This window comes from Devosia sp., assembly GCF_024707125.1.
In the GTDB taxonomy this organism is placed as follows: Bacteria; Pseudomonadota; Alphaproteobacteria; order Rhizobiales; family Devosiaceae; genus Devosia.
In genome coordinates this window covers 320,059-338,362 of the sequence record NZ_JANQAH010000003.1, presented here as the reverse complement: position 1 = coordinate 338,362, position 18,304 = coordinate 320,059, and the positions used below count along the sequence as shown (strand labels likewise).

Genomic DNA, 18,304 nt, shown 5'->3' with positions numbered 1-18,304 from the left:
TTGTCTGATCGCCGCCATCACCCCGATTGATCGGCTGATCTTGACTTCGCGGCCCACGAGGCGCATTTACGCGTCCGGTTGCTGGCGCCTGCCGCTCGCGGACATCTGTCCATGGTGAAGCTCAGCTGCATAAACGTGACACTTCGGTTCTCTCCGAGGCGCATCATGGCAAAGCGGGCACCCATGGACCAGTCGCCTCCTTCCAGGAGATGACCTTTCATGTCTTTTTCTCTCGACACCCCTTCGGCCCAGACCCTCAAATCCGAGGCCAAAAACCTGCGCGAAGAGCGCGCCAAAACCGGCCAACCGATCACCCATGGCGCCGCCCTCGAAGAGGTCGCTCGCACCCACGGTTTTCGCGATTGGAACACAGCCCGCGCGGCCTTGCCCGATCGTGTCGCCGTGCCCTTCCAGGTCGGCATGCGCGTCAAAGGCTTCTATCTCGAACAGCCTTTCCGCGGCCTTCTTATTGGCCTCCAATTGTCCACCGACATGCAGCACCACAAGGTGACCATCCAGTTCGACGAACCGGTCAACGTCACCCCGACCTTCATGTTCGCCGCCCATCGCCAGCGCGTTACCGCCACGGTCGACATCCACGGCCTCTCACCCGCCCTCCGTGGCAACGGCCAGCCGCAAATGCGGCTGATGCGGGAGTAGGACCTTTCACCCACGCCCGGTTGTCACCCCATCCTGAGATATCAAGATGGATCCCGGCCTTCGCCGGGATGACAGCCGGCGGGTGGCACTCCATTGGAGCCCAAAGCACCCCCACGGGGGATCGAAACCTCGGTGGCCGTCCTGTTGGTCAGGCAACTTACCCCCGCTTCTCCCTAAGCGACTAAACTAGGTACTCCAATGGTTCAGGGGGCCTTTTCATCAATTGCGCTTATCAACCCAGGGTACGCTTTCATGGTGACGGCCCGTTCCAGTCTGCCCATGTCTCCTTCGTCCACCCACAGCGTCATTCCCGCGAAAGCGGGAATCTCTGTCTAGTGGCATGAGATGCCCGCTTTTGTGAGAATGACACCCGAGAGAACGAAGGCCGGAACCAGGCCAACACAATCGTTCTAACCAACCTCCTCCGACATCCACCGTCTCCCCCTAGTCCCCTAAGCCCCCACCCCCCAACCCACCCCCCACACTCAAGCCCCGAACCCCAAACCCCAAACGACCGATGCCCTCCGCGCCCGGCCTTGTTCTTCATCGTAAAACACCGATATACCTGTTTCATCCAAACGAGGACGGTGCTCATGACCACCCAGACCAAGCCGATCGAAGCCTATTCCCTCCCCACGCCCAACGGGCAAAAGGTACACATCATGCTCGAAGAGCTTGGCGTGCCGTGGAATTACCATCGCATCGATATCGGCAAGGGCGACCAGTTCACCCCTGAATTCCTGGCCATTTCGCCCAACAACAAGATCCCCGCCATCGTCGATCCCGAAGGTCCGGGCGGCGAGCCGATCTCGATCTTTGAATCCGGCGCTATTCTGAAGTATCTCGGCCTGAAATTCGGCAAGCTCTACCCGACCGACCCGCGCGAACAGGTCAAGGTCGATGAATGGCTTTTCTGGCAGGTTGGCGGCTTTGGCCCCATGCTCGGCCAGAACAATCACTTCTCGGTCTATGCGCCCGAAAAGATTCCCTACGCCATCAAGCGCTACAATGACGAAACGCACCGGCTCTTCGGCGTTCTCAACAAGCAGCTGGCCGGCAGGGAATACATCGCCGGTGAGTACTCGGTCGCCGACATTGCTGCTATCGGCTGGGCCCAGGCCTGGGACCGTTATGGCATCCACAGGGACGAATTCCCCCACGTCCACGCCTGGCTCGAACGGCTCGCGGCCCGTCCTGCCGTCGCTGCTGGTCTGAACTGGGGTAAGGACGTGCAGGCCAAAAGCCTCGCCGACGACAAGGAAGCGCAGAAGGTTCTGTTCAACCAGCGCGCCCGCTAAATCAAGGCGCCCCCGACTTATCCTCGGGGGCGTATTCCGCGCTATTGTTGAGTCGCTTGCTCTTCCGCCAGGCGCGCATCAAGCTCCGCCTGAGGCACGCGCACCCAGTCTTCGCCGCGGCAGATGACATTGTAGAGCACGCAGCCATTGAGCCGCATCGTGTCCGGCCCGGTCAGTTCCACATAGCCCGAATAGGTTTTGCCGTCCTGCGGGTTGTAGATTTCCCCGTCGAAGATCGTCGGCTTGCTCCCCGGCCGCAGAGTGAGCAAATGAAGGTCCTGCATCGGCCGATTGCGCAGCGCGGGGTCCTCGTTACGATAGTCAAAAAACTGTTCCGGCGACATGGCCGCTGCGGCCTCGGCTTCCTCGGCGCTCAGCCCTTCCGAGGGCACCACGATCGTGGTGAGAAAGCCGCAATAGCCCAGTTCACAGACCTGGATCGTAACCTCGGACAAAAGCTGCGCCCGCCAGACGCCTTCAATCGGGGAAGCCGGAAACGGATATAGCGGCGCCTCGGTCTGCGCCAGCGCAAGGCCCGCAATGCCCAGCCAACACGCCATGGTCCACTGCACCAGGCTCATCGCTCTGCCACAAATCGTCATGTCCGCCTCAGCCGCTTTGAGCCGCGATTCGTCTCTGATCGCCGCCGAGAAACCTATCCGCGCCTCCGCGCCAAGGCCAAACAAATCGGCACGGGGCCAGCCACAACCGTCCGGACCCCGATTTGCCCGACAATCTCGCCCCCCACCCAAAAACCTCTTGCCATAAAAGGCCCCTCCCGCTAGACCCGACCGCGTTGGAGAGGTGGCCGAGTGGTCGAAGGCACACCCCTGCTAAGGGTGCAGGTCCGGAAGGGCCTCGAGGGTTCGAATCCCTTCCTCTCCGCCATTTTCCTGAAACAAAGCGTTTTCAATAGTTTAGATTCCGAAGAATCTTCGGTATCCTACAGCTTGTGTCGTTCCGCTCTCCGGCCTATCGGCTCCGGAGTCGGAGACGGAGACGAGCAGTCTTGCGCCAGTTTCGACCTGTGCCGGAATTGCCATCACCCGCCAGAGGCAGTGGCATCGGCAGACGGCATGCGCCCCATAAAGCCGTGAAACAGCCGCTGGCGGTCGTCGATGTCCGGCAATAGCACCAGACACTCTGGGCAAGGTAGACGAAGCCGGCCCAGGCCGCGATATCAGCCAACTAGATGCGCAGGCATGGAATTGGCGGGGCGCTGCACGAATGAGCGAGCTATGCGCTCGCCCATTCGCGCTTCTACTCAAGCCTGTTGGGCCCAAATCCGTTTGAGCCAGGATCGCCGTGCATCTAGTGCGGCGCGCGCCAGCTCTGTCTCGGGGGCGAAGAAATCAAAGCCGTGGAAACCACCTGACCAGATATGGAGTTCGGCCGTGCCGCCTGATGCCCAGATGCGGTTGGCATATTCGACATTTTCGTCCCGGAACATTTCGGCGCTGCCTGCCTCGATGAAGGCGGGAGGCAGATTGGTGAGGTCTGTGGCCCGGTAGGGGGCGGCATAGATGGAGACGGCATCGGTGCCGACACGGTCGCCCAAAAGTGATTGCCAGCCGAGGAGATTGCGTTGCCGGGTCCACGTATTGCCCCGGAGATAGTGATGGCTCGAAGGCGTCGTGTTGGTGTCGTCGATCATCGGGCAGAGCAGCATCTGTCCGGCGAGTTTCACTGTGCCGCGGTCGCGGGCGATGAGCGAAACGCCCGCGGAGAGGCCGCCGCCGGCGCTGCCGCCCATGATGACGATGCGCTTGGGATCGATCCCCAGCATTTCGGCCGAAGCCGACATCCAGACGAGACCCGTGTGGCAGTCTTCGACGGGCGCGGGATCGGGATGTTCAGGGGCCAGCCGATACTCGACTGTGGCAGCAACAATGCCGAATTCGAGGACGAGATCGACAAGCCGCGGCACGTCCATGCGGCGATTGCCCACCATCATCCCGCCGCCATGGATATTGTACATAGCCCCAACGGGGGCGGCGCCAGCAGCGATCCGTTCCTTGAGGCCGCGGGGCGAGAGTACCGAGACAATGACGTCGGGTGCGCCCTGAGGGCCGGGCACGGCATATTCAGCGAAGTCGATGGGATGGTCGCCGATGGCCGCCTCGAAGGACGGGAACCATTGGTCCATGGCCGCGCGTTCGGCCACAAGGCCCTCGGCAGTCATTTCGGGGGCATCCTGTGGGGCGATCTGCGCCAGGGTTGCGAGCATTTCGCGGGCATAGGGAACAGGACGCGAGCTGGGGGTGCTCATGAGGGATCCTCGGATCAGGGGCCTTCGGGATTGACGACATCGCGGTCCGCCCAGAGCGGCTCCACGGCGGAGCGAATGGTTTCGGCGCCAATCCGCTCAACCAGTCCAATGGCCGCGATGGCTTGTTCGAGCTGGGTGAGTTTTGTCGCACCGAAGAGCGTGTTGACGTTGTGCTTGTGGGTGAGGGTAAAGGCGACGCAGAGCTGCGCCGGGGTGGCCCCGAAATCGGCGGCAATTTTTGCGAGGGTCGGAACCGATGCCACGATTTTCTCGCGGATATTGCCTGGGTCGCGTCCCACTTCGCGTTCGAGCGGCGTCGGTTTGACCAGCACGCCGCCCTCCATCACGTCGGAGGCCTGCATCTTGAAACCCTGGGCGAACAGTTTGGCGAAGGGCGAACCATCGGGAATCGAGCGGCGCGAAACCGAATATTTGAGCTGCGCCATGACCGGGGCATCGACGCCCTCGGCGCGGGCGATATCGATGAGCGCGGCGATATTGGTCGCCGACCAGTTGTTGACGCCCCAGGTCCGGATAAGGCCGGCCTTTTTGAGTTCGGCGAGCGAGAGAACGAGATCGCGCAATTCCAGATCGTCGCGTCGCAGGTCGCCCAGGACCGCCATGTCGGCATGGTCGGCGCCGACGCGGAAGAGGGCATTTTCGAGCTGCGGCCTGAAACCCTTGTCGGGGTCAAAGCCTTCGAGCCAGAGTTTTTCCGACAACAGATAGTCATGCCGTTGCATTCCGGCAGCGCGGACGATGGCCGAGAACAGAATATCGGTCAGAGGCGGCGGCTGGGTGTCGGGTGTGCCATAGACGCCGACGTCGAACATGTTGATGCCGGCATCGACGGCCTGCCGGATCATGCGGACGGCGAGGCCGAAATCCATGCGGTCATAAATGTGCCAGGAGCCCATGGAGAGGAGCGGCAGGCTGAGGCCGGTATCGCCAAGCGCCTGGTGGGGGACGATTGCGTTCATGTTAAAATTCCCAAAATTCAGGCGAGGCGGGGATCGATGACGGCTTTGATCATGTGGTGCTTGCACATGGCATCGACGCAGGCGGAGGCTTCCGAGAGACCGACGGGAGCGGCAAAAAGCTCGTCCCAGGGCATGGCACCGGCGAAGGCCTTGAAGAACTCTATGGCACGGGCGTAGTCGGCAATATCGCCATTGAGCGAGCCGAGCACGGTCAGCTCCTTGCCCATCAGCATGCCCAAAGGCAGGGGATAGTCGTCGCGGGCGGTCGAGCCGACCACCACCACCTTGCCGCGCTGGGCGGCCATGCCGACCGCCTCCTTGCCGACCGATTTGGCTCCGGCAAAATCGAAGACATAGTCAGCCCCCCGGCCGCCGGTCAGTTCGAGCACTTTTGCGACCACGGCCTCCGAACCCATGGCTATATCGACCACATGATCCGCACCGAAACGCTTGGCCATATCGAGGCGTGGGGCAGGTGAGCCAACGGTGATGACCTCGGCGGCGCCCGAGAGTTTTGCTGCGGCAGTCGCAAAAATGCCGAGCGCGCCGGAACCCTGGATGACGACCTTGGAGCCGACCTTGATGCCGCCTGCCCGGTCCACGGCGCGCAGCACGGTTTTGGCGGCGCAGCCGGCCATGGAGGCCCAGGTGTCCTTCACATTGTCGGGGATGCGCAATTTGGCCGAGCCGGGTGCGACATAGCTGAATTCAGCAAGGCCGGCGGTGGAAAAGGGAAAAGTGTCGGAGCGCTGCAGGAAGCCATAGCCGCGCTTTTCGCAGGCGACCGGCTCGCGCAGGATGACGCAGCCATAGCATTCCCCGCAGGTCGATTCCGACCAGCCGATGCGGTCGCCGAGCTTGAGTTCGGTGCCGAGAGCATCATGGGTGTGCCCCCCAGGGCGATAATTTCGCCCACCATTTCATGGCCGAGCACCATGGGCAGCATGCGCGGAAAGCTCATCTTGCCTTCCCAGATTTCTATATCGGTGCCGCATAGCGTGGCGCAGACGATGCGCACCAGGGCCGCGCCGGGATCGAGCTTTTCCGGCAGGGGCAGGGTGGTCAATTCAAGCGGCTTGCCATGCCCGGTCAGCACGGCGGCGCGGGTCGAGGTCGGGATCATCTTCTCTCCTCCAGAAACGATCAGGCCAGCAATTGCCCGCCATCGATGGCGAGGCTGACGCCGGTAATGTGCGACGCGGCGTCGCTCGCCAGAAACACCACGGCCGGTGCGATCTGTTCGACCTCGGCAATGGTGGCGAGCGGAATACGCTTTTCCCAGGCGGCGCGCGCTTCGGGATGTGCGGCAAAGCCCGCGGTCAGCGGCGTGATCACCGGGCCGGGCGCAACTGCATTGGCGCGAATGCCATGGGATGCCATTTCGATGGCTGTCGAGCGGGTGATCGCATCGACGGCGGCCTTGGTGCATTCATAATGTCCCATGCCCGGCGTCGGCTGGCGACCGCCAATGGATGAGACATTAACGATCGTGCCTTTGCCCGCAGCGATCATGCGCTTGCCTACGGCCTGGCTCATCAACCAGGTGCCGCGCACATTGACCTGATAGGTGAGGTCCAAGAGAGCAATATCGAGATCGACAACCGTGCCGCCGCCGCCGACCACACCGGCATTGTTGACGAGGACGTCGATTCTGCCATGTCGCGCCACGATCCCGGCCACGGCACCTTCCACTGCGGCGGCATCGGAAATGTCGAGCGACACGGCCTCGCCACCAAGCGCGGCGGCCGTCCGCGAGGCTCCCTCGCCGTCGCGATCAATGACCACAACCTTGTCTCCAAGCGCGGCAAAAGCTTCGGCAATGCCCTTGCCCAGGCCCTGCGCCGCCCCGGTGACGACGATGTTTCTTGGGACTGACATGTCCTCTTCCCCCTCGTTGATTTTTGGGGTCGCCAAATGACCCTTAACATGTTTATTATACGTGTGTAGAAAATAAGTCCACTATCCGGTAACACGGAAAAAAGGGGGGATTGCATGCCAGGAATCGATGTGCCCAAGCGCCGGCTCGGAAAGAACGGACCGCTGGTTCCGGCCTTTGCGCTGGGATCGTGGAACACCTGGAATCGGATGAGCCCCGACGATGCCGTGACCATGGTGCAGAGGGCAGTCGAAGTCGGGGCCGCCTTCTTCGATGTGGCCTATTATAATATGGGGCCGCACGAGGAGCACTCGCGCACCGACATTCTCTTCGGCGCGGCAATTCGCGCCGCCGGCGTCGCGCGGCGGGATTTTCAGGTCTGCGGCAAGCTCTGGCTCTGGGAATATCCGAAACTCAATTTCCGCCAGCAGATCGAGACCAGCCTCGAACGGGCGGGTCTTGACCGTTTCGACACGCTGGTGGTCGGCGACTATTTCGGCACGCCCGACATGGAGCCGGTGGTGGCGGGGGTCAATGAATTGATCGCCGCTGGGCTCGTTGACGGCTGGGGCATCAACAATTGGCATTTTGTACATACGCGGCAGGCGCTGGATTTTGCCGACAAGGCCGGCCTCGTGGGCCCAAGCTTTGCGCAGTTGAAATATAGCGTCGTGCGCCGCTCCATGGCCGAGGGGGCGGAATATGGTGCGCTCTTTGCCGATGGCACTTTGGGCCTGCAGGCTTCCGATTGCCTCGAAGGCGGTATTCTCGCCGGGCGCGGCGTGCCCGCTCGCAAGATCGGGGCCGATGTCGGCGCCATTCGCGAGCGCATTTATGCGGCCGCGCCAAAGCTCAAGGACATAGCCGACGAGTTTGAAGCCAGCCCCGTGCAATTGGCGCTCGCCTTCTGCCTCGCCAATCCAAACGTCACCAATGTGCTGTTCGGCGCATCGCGCCTGGAACAGCTCGAAGACAATCTCGGCGCCATCGCGCTGCTGAACCGCGCTGGGGACCGGATCAGGCCCGCTCTGGCCGATCTCTGGCTCGATCAGCACGTCCGTTCGGATGGCGTTTGGTAGCAAAATCGCTGGGGGAAGCCGCCTTGTGCTTCTTGTCAACGTATGTAGAATAAACCACGGATAGACCCAATCGAACCGTGGTTCGGCATGCTGGGAGGCGAGGGGCCTCTGGCAGCAAAAGGGAGAGAACGATGAACCAATTCAGGGCACTAGCCGCCCTTTCCTTTGTAGTCGCCACGCTGGGCACCGGCTCCTGGGTTGTAGCGCAGGATGCGCCGACCGATCTCAACATCGGCAATTTCCTCGACATTACCTCCTGGGACCCGAGCCTGGCCGATATCGGTTTCGACGGGCCCTATCTGTCGGCGGTCTATGATCCGCTGGTGGCGCTCGATGCCGCCGGCAAGCCGATCCCGGTGCTGGCAACTGCCTGGACCTATTCGGACGATCTTCTCACACTGACCATGGATCTGCGTACTGGCGTCACCTTTAGCGATGGCGTGGCTTTCGACGCCGACGCGGCAGTGGCCAATCTCAATCATCTCAAGGCTGGTGCCCGGTCTGGCGAAGCCTATCTCAACGTCACCAGCATCACCGCTGTCGATGCCGATACCATCGAGATCGCCCTCAGCGAGCGCGACGACACCATGCTCTATCTCATGGGTCTGGGTCGCAGCTACATGGCTTCGCCCGCAACCATCGAGGCCGGCACGCTGGTGACGGCGCCGGTCGGTTCCGGGCCCTATCTCCTCGATGAGGGCATGAGCGTTGCCGGCTCGGAATATCACTTCACCAAGGTTGCCGAACACTGGGATAGCGCCACCTATCCCTTCCAGAATATCGCCATCTTCCCGATCATTGACCAGACCGCGCGTCACAACGCCATGTTGTCGGGCCAGATCAATGTCAATTTTGCCGATCCGCTCAACCTCGAGCAGGCCAAGCAGATGGGTTGGAACATCACCTCGGGCGTTTCGGCCTGGGTAGGGCTGCAAATTGTCGATCACATGGGGACGACGCTGGCCCCACTCGGCGATGTCCGCGTGCGCCAGGCGCTCAACTATGCCTTCGATGGCGCTGCCATCCTCAATTCGCTCGGCGCCGGCGCTGGTCAGGTTACCAATCAGGTGTTTCCGGCCGGGCAGAGCGGCAATGATCCCGCGCTCAACGCCCTCTACGCCTTCAATCTCGACAAGGCCAAGGAACTGCTCGCCGAAGCCGGCTATGCCGATGGCTTTGACGTGAGCATGCCCATGTCGCCCATTTTCGCGCTCTGGCAGCCAGTGGTCGACCAGACTTTTGGCGAACTGGGTATCCGCGTCACTTGGGACGACATGCAGATGATGGATTATCAGGTCAACGCCCCGAACTATCCCATGTTCGTCGCCCTTATCGCCATGGACAATGATCCGGTTGCGACCCTGGCCCGGCAGGTCTCTACCCAGCAGTGGTACAATCCTGCCCCGCAATTCGCTGACGTTCCCGAGCTCAAGGCTCTGGTCGATGACGCCCTCGCTGCGGTCGGCGACGAACAGGTCGCCAAGATTGCCGCCGCCAATCAGAAGCTCACCGAATTGGCCTGGTGGTCCGTCTGGTATCAGGCCGACAACACCTACTACTCGGTCCCCGAAATTGCCGTGACCCCGGTCATAGGCATGATGTTCCCGACCCTGCGTTCGATCCAACCGACGCAGTGACGAAGCCGGCGGCCGGACTTCGGCCCGGCCGCCACCCCTGAACTGCCTTTGGAGGAAACGTCGTGATCGGCTTCATCGTGAAGCGGCTTGTTGCCGGTATTGTCCTGCTGCTCGCCGTGTCCATCGGAACGTTTTTCCTCGCCCGTGCCGCGATCAGCGACCCCACGGCGGGTCTTTTGGGAACAACGGCAACGCCGGCCCAGCGCGCGGCGCTGGCCGCAAAGATCGGGCTCGACCGTCCGCTCATGGTGCAATTCTGGGATTGGTTCCGTGGCGCCCTTGTGGGTGACTTCGGCGTCTCCTGGCGCAATTTCCAGTCGGTCAACAAGCAGATCGCCATAAAGCTACCGGTGACGCTGTCTGTGGTCACCTTTGCCACCCTGATCACCGCTGTGGTCGGCACCGCCTTCGGCCTTATCGCCGGCCTGCGTCCCAACAGCCTTTTCGATCGCATCATCAAGACCGTGTCGGTCGTGCTCTTCGCGCTGCCAGGCTTCTGGATCAGTCTGGTGCTGGTTGTCTGGTTCGCCATCCAGCTCAAATGGTTTCCTGCGGTCGGCTATGTGCCGCCGGCCCAGTCGCTTGGCGGCTGGCTGCGCTCGATCACCCTGCCGGCCTTTTCGCTGGCGCTGGGCGCCATAGTCGTGGTCGCCGAGCAGCTCCGCAATGAGGTGATCGCCGTCAACAAGCAGGATTTTGTCCGCACCCTGCGCAGCCGTGGGCTGTCGCGCGGTCGGGTGACCCTTCACATCCTGCGCAATGCCTCGCCTGCGGCTTTGACCGTGCTCGCCGTCATGTTCGTGGGCCTTTTGAGCGGTGCCATCGTGGTCGAAGCCATTTTCAGCCTTCCCGGCATCGGTCAATTGACCAATGCCTCCTCGCAGAATGGCGATATTCCCATCCTGCTTGGCATTACCGTTGTGTCGGTCATCTTCGTCGTCATCGTCAATTTCCTGCTCGACATCGCCCTGGGTTGGATCAATCCCAAGGTGCGCGTGCGATGAGTTCCCTTTCCGTCATGTCCGATCTTGCTCCCAGCGCGCCGCGCCGGCGTTCCATTCTCTCGCGTTTCCTCAGCGCACCGGCCGGCGTCGTCTCGCTTTCGGTCGTCATCGCGGTCATTGCCATCGCAGTCTTTGCGCCCTGGCTTGCCCCGCACGATCCCAATTTTGTCGATCTTGCTAGCGCCAAGGTGCCGCCCAGCGCGGAGCATTGGCTGGGGGGCGATGCCACTGGTCGCGACATGTTGAGCCGCCTCATCTGGGGCGCCCGCACGACCCTGCTCGGGGCTCTCGTGACCATCATCACGGCCCTCATTATCGGCGCACCGGCCGGCATTGCCGCGGGCTATTTTGGCGGGTTTTTCGACCGCCTCTCCTCCTGGGTAAGCGATGCCCTGCAGGCCGTGCCCGGCATGATCATCCTGCTCGTCGTCGCCGCCGGAACGCGCTCGAACTTCGTGCTGATCATGGCGACAGTGGGCGCCTTCCTTGCGCCCGGCTATTTCCGTATTGCGCGCTCGACGACCCTTGCCATTCGCAATGAGCCGTTTATCGACGCCGCCCGCGTCGCTGGGCTCACCCATCCGCGCATCATCCTGCGGCATATCCTGCCCGGCATAGGCGCGCCCATCATCATCCAGACGGCACTTGCCACAGGCATTGCCATGGGCATTCAGGCCGGCTTGCAATTCCTCGGCATTGGCGCGGCCAGTGTGCCCGCCTGGGGTGCCATGATGAACGAGGGTTTCCGGCATATGCTGTCGACCCCATTGTTACTGCTCTGGCCTTCGGCAGTGCTCGGCATCACCATTGCCGCCCTCGCGGTTGCTGGCTCAACCTTGGCCGATGTCGTACGCATCAGAACCGATGCTCCAAGCGCTCGTAGTAGCGGCCAGGTCACTAATGCCGCTCCCGCAGACGTGGTCACCGGTAGCTTTGCCTATGCCCCGGAAGCTGCCGCCGTGCGCGTCGACAATCTGCGCGTGCGCTACGCCGCCGGTGATGGTGCCGTCGAGGTCGTCCACGGCATTTCCTTCGACATCGCGCCGGGCGAGGTTCTGGGCATTGTCGGGGAATCCGGCTCGGGCAAATCGCAGACCGTGTTCTCGATCCTCGACCTGCTGCCGACGGGCGGTTCGAGCAGCGTAGACGGCATGTGGATCGGCGGGCAGGCCGTGCACACCATGTCGCCGCGCGAGCGGGCCGGCATGCTGGGCACCGAGATCGGCTATATTCCGCAGGAGCCGATGTCCAATCTCGACCCCTCCTATACCATCGGTTTCCAGCTCACCCAGCCGCTGCGCACCGTTCACAAAAAGTCGCGCGCCGAAGCCGATGCAATTGCTCGCGCCGTGCTGAACCGCGTCGGCATTGTGGACATCGACCGGGTGATGAAATCCTATCCGCACCAGATTTCCGGCGGCATGGCGCAGCGCGTGCTGATAGCCGGAGCGATCGCCGGGCGTCCCTCGGTGCTGGTCGCCGACGAGCCGACCACGGCACTTGATGTGACCGTGCAGGCCGAGGTGCTGGAACTCCTGCGCGAATTGCAGGCCGAACTCGGTATGGCCCTGGTGCTGGTAACTCATAATTTCGGCGTCGTTGCTGACATTTGCGACCGCGTGATCGTTATGCGCGATGGGGCAATCGTCGAGGCAAGCGCGGTGGAGACTGTTTTCGCTGCCCCCGAGCAGAACTACACACGCGAACTGATCGCCGCTTCGCTCGATGACACCAAGGGCCGCCGCGAACTGGACGCAGTCCATGCCGCGCAGACGGCTGCGACTGCCTAGGAGTTCTGGATCATGGCCAACCCCATCCTCTCCGTCGAAAATCTCGTGGTCGAGTACGGTGACCCAAAGCGCAGCTTCCGTGTGCTGCATGAGGTGTCGCTCGACGTCGGTGTCGGCGAATGCGTCGGCGTCGTCGGCGAAAGCGGTTCGGGCAAATCGACCCTCGGCAAAGCCATTCTGGGCCTCGCTCCGGTGCGGCACGGGCGCATCTTCTTCGAGGGCGAGGACATCACCCACGCCCGCGGCGCAGCTCGGCGGCGCCTTGCCAGCAGCATTCAGGTCGTCTTTCAGGACCCCTATGGTTCTCTCGATCCGATGATGAATGTCGGCGACATCCTTTCCGAGCCGCTTGAAGCTGCCGGACAATCCCGGCGCATGGCGCGTTCGGCAGTTGCCGAAATGATCGAGCGCGTGCGTCTGCCGGCCAGCGCCATCGACCGCTACCCCAGCGAATTTTCGGGCGGCCAGCGCCAGCGTCTCGCCATTGCGCGCGCCCTGGTGCGGCGGCCAAAACTCATCGTCTGCGACGAACCGGTCAGCGCGCTTGACCTGACCACCCAGGCGGCGGTGATCGATCTGTTCATCGAGTTGCAGCGCGACATCGGCGTGTCGTATCTGTTTGTTTCGCACGATCTTGGGGTCGTGCGCCGCATCTGCCATCGCGTCGCCGTCATGCAGCGGGGCGAGATTGTCGAGTTCGGGGAAGGGGAACAGGTGACGCGCGCGCCGGCCCACCCCTATAGCGCCCGGCTGCTTCTCGCTTCGCCCGTCGCCAATCCTCAGGCGCAGGCCCGGCGTCGCGCCGCCTGGCTGGCGCTGCGGGAGGCCGACCGCGTCCTTCCCGCGGGGCAGTGAGCGCCAACCGAGCCTCGAAAGAACTTCATGCCAAAAATCATCGATCACGACCAACGCCGCCGCGACATCATCGAGGTCGCCAAGCGTCTCATCCTGCAAGGCGGTTTTGAGGCGGCCACCATGCGCAGCCTCGCCACCGAGGCGGGCTTCGCCAATGGCGCGCTCAAGCACTATTTTCCGGGCAAGGAAAGCATCATCGCCGCAACCTTCCAGAGTGTTCTGGCCGAGATCGATCCCAGGCAATTGCTCGATGAAGAAGCGCCGCCCCCCGACCGCGATCCGGTCGCGTATCTGCGTGAAGCCATCGACACCTGGCTGCCCTCGGAAGAGCGCGAGATCAATGCCGGCCGCGTGCTGCTGGTGCTGTGGGAACATGCCGCGTCCAATGGCGAACTTGCCGAACTCTACCGCCAGTTCTTTGCCAATTGGGGCGAGCTGATCACGCGCATGCTGCGCGACGCGCGCGGCGATCTGCCTGCCCTGAGCCAGGCCGATCTGACCCGCTATGCGCTCGAAATCCGCTCCGTGGTCATCGGCGCCAACGTCGTCAACCTGATGCATCCCGACGGGCAGCACATCGCCGTCTATGGCGCCTATGTCGATGACATCATCCGGCGCGTCATCAGTCCGACCTAGCATTTTTGAGAAGAGACCGACCTTGACCGCACAAGCAAATTTTCTGGCCGTCCAGCACTTTCGCAGCCCCGCGCCAAAGCATGCGCCGGTTTTGCTCCTCCATGGCTTCATGTCGAATGGCGCGGCCGACTGGCCTGCAGCCGCCTGGGTCGAGCCGCTGCTGGTTGCCGGACGCGATGTGATCGTGGTCGATCTGCCCGGCCATGGCGCCAGTGCTCGGGTCGAAAATGCCGAGGCAGCGCGTCCCTCCCGCATCGTCGCCGCCCTGGCCGATATTCTGGCGGAAGCCGGCGGTCCCGTTGATGTCATCGGCTATTCGCTGGGCGCTCGCCTCGCCTGGTCGCTGGCCGCGCAGAGCGGCGATCTCGTGGGAAAACTCGTGCTCGGCGGTCTTGCTCCCAATGAACCCTTTGCTGCCCTCGATTTCCCAGCGGCTCGCCGCTTCGTGGATGAGGGCATTGCCCCAACCGATCCGCTGACGGGCTTTGTCGCTGGCATGGTCGCACGCGCGCCTGATCCGCATTCGCTGCTCAATCTTGCCGAAGGCCTTGCCGCCGAGGCTTTTGATCCCCAGCGGGAAGCACCCGCCAAAAACGTGCTTTTCCTTGCCGGCACCGAAGATCCCATGGCCGGTGCCGTCGATACGCTCGAACCTTTTATTCCCAGATCGCGCACCCTGCGCGTGCCCGGCGACCACATGGGCGCGCTCGCCTCCGAGGCGTTCCGCCGCGAGGCCCTGGCCTTCCTCTGAAGGCCTTTTTCCGCCCGAATTTTTTCTTCAAGACTGCCTAGCCAGAGAGGGGCTCCTATGTCTGTTTCCACCCCGGCCACTGCCGATCCCAGCCGTATTCTCGATATTGCCACCGGCTATATGGGCGCACAGCAATTGTTCGCTGCCAGCCGCATCGGCCTTTTCGCCGCCCTTGCCGAAGGCGAACGCAAGGTTACTGATCTCGCCAAAACCACCGGCGTCAGCGAGCGCATGGCGCGCATCCTGGCCGATGCCATGGCCGGCCTTGGCCTGCTGACCCGCCGCGACGGCTCTTATTCACTGACGCCTAGTGCCGCCGCCTATCTCACCGGCGGGAAAGGCCAGCTCGATCTCGCGCCCTTTCTGACTTTCCTGGCTGAGATCAGCTATCCGCACTGGCTGCAATTTCCCAAAACGGTCGATACCGACCAGCCGGGTGATCTGGGCATGACCGAGGCGCGTTGGGCGACCTTCATGGCCGGCGTCATGACCTATAACAAGCTCCATGCCGACATGTTTGTCGGCGCGCTGGACTTTTCCGCCTATCGGAAAGCGCTCGATCTTGGCGGCCTCGCGCCCAATTTCGCCATGCGGGCCATGGAAGCCAATCCCAACCTGCGCACCACCTTCGTCTATGCGCCCGATTTCATCGAATCCGTGCGTCAGGCGGTGACGGATGCCGGTCTGATCGACCGTGTCGAGCTGATCGGCGCGGCCACCGAAACGGCGGAACCGAAAGGTGACTTCGACCTGGTTTTCGTCAACCACGTCGTCCATCGCTTCACCGTGGAACAGAACCGCGCCATCTTCCGCCATGCGCGTGCTGCGGCAGTACCAGGCGCGCGTCTTGCCGTGCTCGATTTCTACCTCGATGACAATGCTGAACAGCGCCCAATCGATGCGCTCCATGCCGCCGAATATCTGGTGATTGATGGCACCGTGGTGTTCCCCGAGGCCGAGGTTCGCTCCTGGCTGGTGGAAGCCGGCTGGCGTCCGCTCGAAACCGTGGCTCTGCCCGGCAGCCCACGCGTGCTGCTCGCCGAAGCAATCTGACAGAAAGCGGGGCCCCAAAGGCCCCGCGCTTTTTCAGGCAATAATGCTTTCGGCCGTCGCGTGTGAACGGTCGAAGACCACAATCCCACCCACAATCGTTAGATCGACATCGATCTCCGGCAAATTGGCCGCGCCGACAGAATAGGGATCGGCGCTCAGCACGCAGAGATCGCCGACCTTTCCCGGTTCCAGCGTACCCTTCCAGCCTTCCGCACCATCCTGTTCGGCCGGAATGCTCGTATACATGCGCAAGAGGCGGGTGAGTTGTGCGGGATCCACAGCCACGCCGCGCTGTTCGAGCAGGCCTGCGGCCGAGGCAATGATGCGGCGCCAGTCAAAGCTCGCAATCGGCGCATCCGAACTCAACACGGCGCGCAGACCGTCTTCGAGCATCAGATGGATCGGCCAGGCTGATGCGGCCGCTTCGGCGCTCACCGCCCCGGCGAGCCAATCGGCAGTGTGGTCGGCAATCAGCGGTTGCAACGCCAGGCCAATGCCGGCTGCGGTCATGCGGCGCAATTGCTCGCCCGAGACCAGATCGACATGGATCAGATAGTGCCGCCGTTCGCCCGCGCCGCCAAGCTTTTCGATGATGCCAACAAATTCCTCAATGGTCCTGTCGCCCGTTGCGTGGACGCCAATCTGCAAATCCATGCCATGGGCCAGTTCCACCATGGCGGTGAATTCAGCGAGGCGCTCGGCTTCGTCGCCCGTGCCGGTCATCAGCCCGCCATAGCCGCCCTTGGGATAGGCCGTGCGGGTCCAGGCGCTGTGCATGGGCGGAATGCCATCGGCGAAAATTTTTACGCCGGGAATGGCAAGCCAGCGCGGGTCGGTGCTCGGGGCGGGGACGGCCAGACCCGCGCGCATATCGGCAAAAGTACTGGCGCCATCGAGGAAACCGAAAAGCCGCAGCATGGTCACCCGCGCCGTCTGCGCTTCCGTGCCGGCCAGTTCGACATAGGTGTCGAGCATGGCGGTGCCAAAACAGCCGGTTTCACCCTGGTCCTCACCCGGCCCGATGCCCGGCTCGGTATAGCTGGTAATGCCGTGGGCGGCGAGCAGCGCCCAGGTTTTTCGCAGGGCGGCGCGGCGCTCGTCGGCGTTATTCAGCAGGCGGCCATCATGCCCGCTATCGCCGCCGCCGAAGAACAGGCTCGGCCAGCGCGCGCCCAGCCAGCTGCCATGCAGATGCGCATCGTTGATCCCCGGTAGGACGGCCCGCCCGTCGAGCTCGATCACCTGCGTCATCGGCCCCTTGAGCGCCGAAATATCCGCCGCACTGCCGACCGCAATGATCTCGCCACTCCGGATCGCCAGGGCTTCCACCACGGTATTGGCAGCATCGAGCGTGATGACCGGACCGCCGCGCAGGATCAGGTCGGCGGGCCCCCCGAAGGGAGCGCTGCGTGTCGCTTGCGGGGCGGTGGTCATGGTCAAATCCTGAATCGTGCTCTATATTCCACCAATGTAGAAGAAAAAATTCGGCAGGGATAGGGAGCATTGCCAAAAGCTGGCGCGAAGGCGGGGTGAGTTCGCTTTCAGTCAAGTTTCAATTCGCTCCCAGGCGAGACAGGCGAGCCGTTTGCGGCCACCTTTTGCATAACCAGGGAGGGTCTCATGCGTTTCGCAGGTAAGACGGCGTTGATAACGGGCGGGGGCACGGGCATCGGCGCCGCCGTGGCGCGGCGGATCAGGAGCGAGGGTGGCAATGTCGCCCTGGTCGGCCGCCGCCGCGAACCCCTGCAAGCCGTGGCCGATGAAATCGGCGCCGCAGTCTTCGTCGCCGATGCCTCCGATGGCGCCAGCATGAAGGCGGCGGTATCGGGTGTTGTCGAACAGTTCGGCGGGCTCGATACTCTCATCGCCAATGCCGGCGGCCATGGCGTGGGCCCAACCATTTCCATGAGCGACGAAACCTGGGCCTTGGCGGTTCAGCTCAACCTCAACACTGCTTTTGTCAGCGCGCGAGAATCCTTGCCCGCTCTTATCGAGCGCAAGGGCAATATCGTCGTTCTGGCCTCGATTGCCGGACTTTTCGCCGGGCCCGATGCTGCCGGCTACGTCACCATGAAGCATGGCTGTATCGGCCTCGCAAAGTCTCTCGCCCGCGATTATGGCCGCTTTGGCGTACGCACCAATACGGTCTGCCCCGGCTGGGTCACCACGGCCATGGCCGACGACCAGATGGCTGCTCTCGCCAAGATGCGCGGCCTTGCCAGCATCGAAGAGGCCTATGCCCTCGTGACCAAGGACGTGCCGCTCGGCCGCCCGGCCGATGCCGAGGATGTGTCCAATGTGGTGTGCTTCCTCGCCTCGGGCGAGGCGGCAATGGTCAATGGCGCGGTGGTGACTGTGGATGGCGGTGCAGGCACCGTCGATCTGCCCACGCTCGCCTTCGTTCAATAGAGAAACT

Annotated in this window: 18 protein-coding genes and 1 tRNA gene; 12 read left to right on the top strand and 7 right to left on the bottom strand. The window is 62.7% G+C overall.

Going from position 1 to position 18,304, the window contains the following annotated elements:
• The first annotated feature begins 219 nt into the window (after positions 1 to 219).
• A complete protein-coding gene (locus tag NVV77_RS02620; protein WP_295410443.1) occupies positions 220 to 660 on the top strand; it encodes a glyoxalase superfamily protein in 441 nt (146 codons plus the stop codon).
• A gap of 593 nt (positions 661 to 1,253) precedes the next feature.
• Positions 1,254 to 1,958, top strand: coding sequence for a glutathione S-transferase N-terminal domain-containing protein (locus NVV77_RS02615; RefSeq protein ID WP_295410441.1), 705 nt, complete (start codon positions 1,254 to 1,256; stop codon positions 1,956 to 1,958).
• Between the two features lie 41 nt (positions 1,959 to 1,999).
• On the opposite strand, the gene NVV77_RS02610 is transcribed toward NVV77_RS02615, so the two are convergent.
• Positions 2,000 to 2,560, bottom strand: coding sequence for a DUF2147 domain-containing protein (locus NVV77_RS02610; protein WP_295410439.1), 561 nt, complete (start codon positions 2,558 to 2,560; stop codon positions 2,000 to 2,002).
• A gap of 196 nt (positions 2,561 to 2,756) precedes the next feature.
• Here NVV77_RS02610 and NVV77_RS02605 point away from each other — a divergent pair.
• Positions 2,757 to 2,846: transfer RNA gene (locus tag NVV77_RS02605), tRNA-Ser, on the top strand.
• 376 nt (positions 2,847 to 3,222) lie between these two features.
• On the opposite strand, the gene NVV77_RS02600 is transcribed toward NVV77_RS02605, so the two are convergent.
• The 5 genes from NVV77_RS02600 to NVV77_RS02580 are packed head-to-tail and all read right to left on the bottom strand — an operon-like array spanning position 3,223 to position 7,085.
• A complete protein-coding gene (locus NVV77_RS02600; protein WP_295410435.1) occupies positions 3,223 to 4,227 on the bottom strand; it encodes an alpha/beta hydrolase fold domain-containing protein in 1,005 nt (334 codons plus the stop codon).
• Positions 4,228 to 4,241: 14 nt separating this feature from the next.
• Positions 4,242 to 5,207: an aldo/keto reductase gene (locus NVV77_RS02595; RefSeq protein WP_295410433.1), complete on the bottom strand. Its 966-nt coding sequence runs from the start codon at positions 5,205 to 5,207 to the stop codon at positions 4,242 to 4,244.
• Positions 5,208 to 5,224: 17 nt separating this feature from the next.
• The gene (locus NVV77_RS02590; protein WP_295410431.1) at positions 5,225 to 5,884 is read right to left on the bottom strand and encodes a zinc-binding dehydrogenase; all 660 of its coding nucleotides are present in this window, start codon (positions 5,882 to 5,884) and stop codon (positions 5,225 to 5,227) included.
• Positions 5,863 to 6,330, bottom strand: a complete 468-nt coding sequence (locus NVV77_RS02585; protein WP_295410429.1) for an alcohol dehydrogenase catalytic domain-containing protein — start codon at positions 6,328 to 6,330, stop codon at positions 5,863 to 5,865. Before NVV77_RS02585 ends, NVV77_RS02590 begins: the two co-directional genes overlap by 22 nt.
• A gap of 20 nt (positions 6,331 to 6,350) precedes the next feature.
• The gene (locus tag NVV77_RS02580; protein WP_295410427.1) at positions 6,351 to 7,085 is read right to left on the bottom strand and encodes an SDR family NAD(P)-dependent oxidoreductase; all 735 of its coding nucleotides are present in this window, start codon (positions 7,083 to 7,085) and stop codon (positions 6,351 to 6,353) included.
• Between the two features lie 114 nt (positions 7,086 to 7,199).
• On the opposite strand from NVV77_RS02580, the gene NVV77_RS02575 reads away from it, so the two are divergent.
• The 8 genes from NVV77_RS02575 to NVV77_RS02540 all read left to right on the top strand — a co-directional run bounded on the left by NVV77_RS02575 (position 7,200) and on the right by NVV77_RS02540 (position 15,888).
• Entirely contained in the window at positions 7,200 to 8,162 is a 963-nt protein-coding gene (locus NVV77_RS02575; protein WP_295410425.1) for an aldo/keto reductase, read from the top strand.
• Between the two features lie 131 nt (positions 8,163 to 8,293).
• Complete coding sequence (locus tag NVV77_RS02570) at positions 8,294 to 9,799, top strand: ABC transporter substrate-binding protein (RefSeq protein WP_295410423.1); 1,506 nt, start codon at positions 8,294 to 8,296, stop codon at positions 9,797 to 9,799.
• A gap of 62 nt (positions 9,800 to 9,861) precedes the next feature.
• A complete protein-coding gene (locus tag NVV77_RS02565; protein ID WP_295410421.1) occupies positions 9,862 to 10,803 on the top strand; it encodes an ABC transporter permease in 942 nt (313 codons plus the stop codon).
• On the top strand, positions 10,800 to 12,593 hold the full coding sequence (locus NVV77_RS02560; RefSeq protein ID WP_295410419.1) for a dipeptide/oligopeptide/nickel ABC transporter permease/ATP-binding protein: 1,794 nt from the start codon (positions 10,800 to 10,802) through the stop codon (positions 12,591 to 12,593). The genes NVV77_RS02565 and NVV77_RS02560 overlap by 4 nt, the downstream gene beginning before the upstream one ends.
• Positions 12,594 to 12,605: 12 nt before the next feature.
• Positions 12,606 to 13,448, top strand: a complete 843-nt coding sequence (locus NVV77_RS02555; protein WP_295410417.1) for an ABC transporter ATP-binding protein — start codon at positions 12,606 to 12,608, stop codon at positions 13,446 to 13,448.
• A 27-nt stretch (positions 13,449 to 13,475) separates the two neighbouring features.
• The gene (locus NVV77_RS02550) at positions 13,476 to 14,084 is read left to right on the top strand and encodes a TetR/AcrR family transcriptional regulator (protein WP_295410415.1); all 609 of its coding nucleotides are present in this window, start codon (positions 13,476 to 13,478) and stop codon (positions 14,082 to 14,084) included.
• Between the two features lie 22 nt (positions 14,085 to 14,106).
• Positions 14,107 to 14,835 carry an alpha/beta fold hydrolase gene (locus NVV77_RS02545; protein ID WP_295410413.1) on the top strand — a complete coding sequence of 243 codons (729 nt, stop codon included), beginning with the start codon at positions 14,107 to 14,109 and terminating at the stop codon, positions 14,833 to 14,835.
• Between the two features lie 57 nt (positions 14,836 to 14,892).
• The gene (locus tag NVV77_RS02540) at positions 14,893 to 15,888 is read left to right on the top strand and encodes a class I SAM-dependent methyltransferase (protein ID WP_295410411.1); all 996 of its coding nucleotides are present in this window, start codon (positions 14,893 to 14,895) and stop codon (positions 15,886 to 15,888) included.
• A gap of 33 nt (positions 15,889 to 15,921) precedes the next feature.
• Here the strand turns inward: NVV77_RS02540 and NVV77_RS02535 are convergent, their stop codons facing one another.
• Entirely contained in the window at positions 15,922 to 17,322 is a 1,401-nt protein-coding gene (locus NVV77_RS02535; RefSeq protein ID WP_295410409.1) for an amidohydrolase family protein, read from the bottom strand.
• Between the two features lie 186 nt (positions 17,323 to 17,508).
• Between NVV77_RS02535 and NVV77_RS02530 the strand changes: the two genes are divergently transcribed.
• On the top strand, positions 17,509 to 18,297 hold the full coding sequence (locus NVV77_RS02530; protein ID WP_295410406.1) for an SDR family NAD(P)-dependent oxidoreductase: 789 nt from the start codon (positions 17,509 to 17,511) through the stop codon (positions 18,295 to 18,297).
• The last annotated feature ends 7 nt before the right edge of the window (positions 18,298 to 18,304 follow it).

What these genes read in the sequence shown, in the direction of transcription:
- NVV77_RS02620 (WP_295410443.1), top strand. Translation starts at nt 220, where the DNA reads ATGTCTTTTTCTCTCGACACCCCTTCGGCCCAGACCCTCAAATCCGAG.
- NVV77_RS02615 (WP_295410441.1), top strand. Translation starts at nt 1,254, where the DNA reads ATGACCACCCAGACCAAGCCGATCGAAGCCTATTCCCTCCCCACGCCC.
- NVV77_RS02610 (WP_295410439.1), bottom strand. Translation starts at nt 2,560, where the DNA reads ATGACGATTTGTGGCAGAGCGATGAGCCTGGTGCAGTGGACCATGGCG.
- NVV77_RS02600 (WP_295410435.1), bottom strand. Translation starts at nt 4,227, where the DNA reads ATGAGCACCCCCAGCTCGCGTCCTGTTCCCTATGCCCGCGAAATGCTC.
- NVV77_RS02595 (WP_295410433.1), bottom strand. Translation starts at nt 5,207, where the DNA reads ATGAACGCAATCGTCCCCCACCAGGCGCTTGGCGATACCGGCCTCAGC.
- NVV77_RS02585 (WP_295410429.1), bottom strand. Translation starts at nt 6,330, where the DNA reads ATGATCCCGACCTCGACCCGCGCCGCCGTGCTGACCGGGCATGGCAAG.
- NVV77_RS02580 (WP_295410427.1), bottom strand. Translation starts at nt 7,085, where the DNA reads ATGTCAGTCCCAAGAAACATCGTCGTCACCGGGGCGGCGCAGGGCCTG.
- NVV77_RS02575 (WP_295410425.1), top strand. Translation starts at nt 7,200, where the DNA reads ATGCCAGGAATCGATGTGCCCAAGCGCCGGCTCGGAAAGAACGGACCG.
- NVV77_RS02570 (WP_295410423.1), top strand. Translation starts at nt 8,294, where the DNA reads ATGAACCAATTCAGGGCACTAGCCGCCCTTTCCTTTGTAGTCGCCACG.
- NVV77_RS02560 (WP_295410419.1), top strand. Translation starts at nt 10,800, where the DNA reads ATGAGTTCCCTTTCCGTCATGTCCGATCTTGCTCCCAGCGCGCCGCGC.
- NVV77_RS02555 (WP_295410417.1), top strand. Translation starts at nt 12,606, where the DNA reads ATGGCCAACCCCATCCTCTCCGTCGAAAATCTCGTGGTCGAGTACGGT.
- NVV77_RS02550 (WP_295410415.1), top strand. Translation starts at nt 13,476, where the DNA reads ATGCCAAAAATCATCGATCACGACCAACGCCGCCGCGACATCATCGAG.
- NVV77_RS02540 (WP_295410411.1), top strand. Translation starts at nt 14,893, where the DNA reads ATGTCTGTTTCCACCCCGGCCACTGCCGATCCCAGCCGTATTCTCGAT.
- NVV77_RS02535 (WP_295410409.1), bottom strand. Translation starts at nt 17,322, where the DNA reads ATGACCACCGCCCCGCAAGCGACACGCAGCGCTCCCTTCGGGGGGCCC.
- NVV77_RS02530 (WP_295410406.1), top strand. Translation starts at nt 17,509, where the DNA reads ATGCGTTTCGCAGGTAAGACGGCGTTGATAACGGGCGGGGGCACGGGC.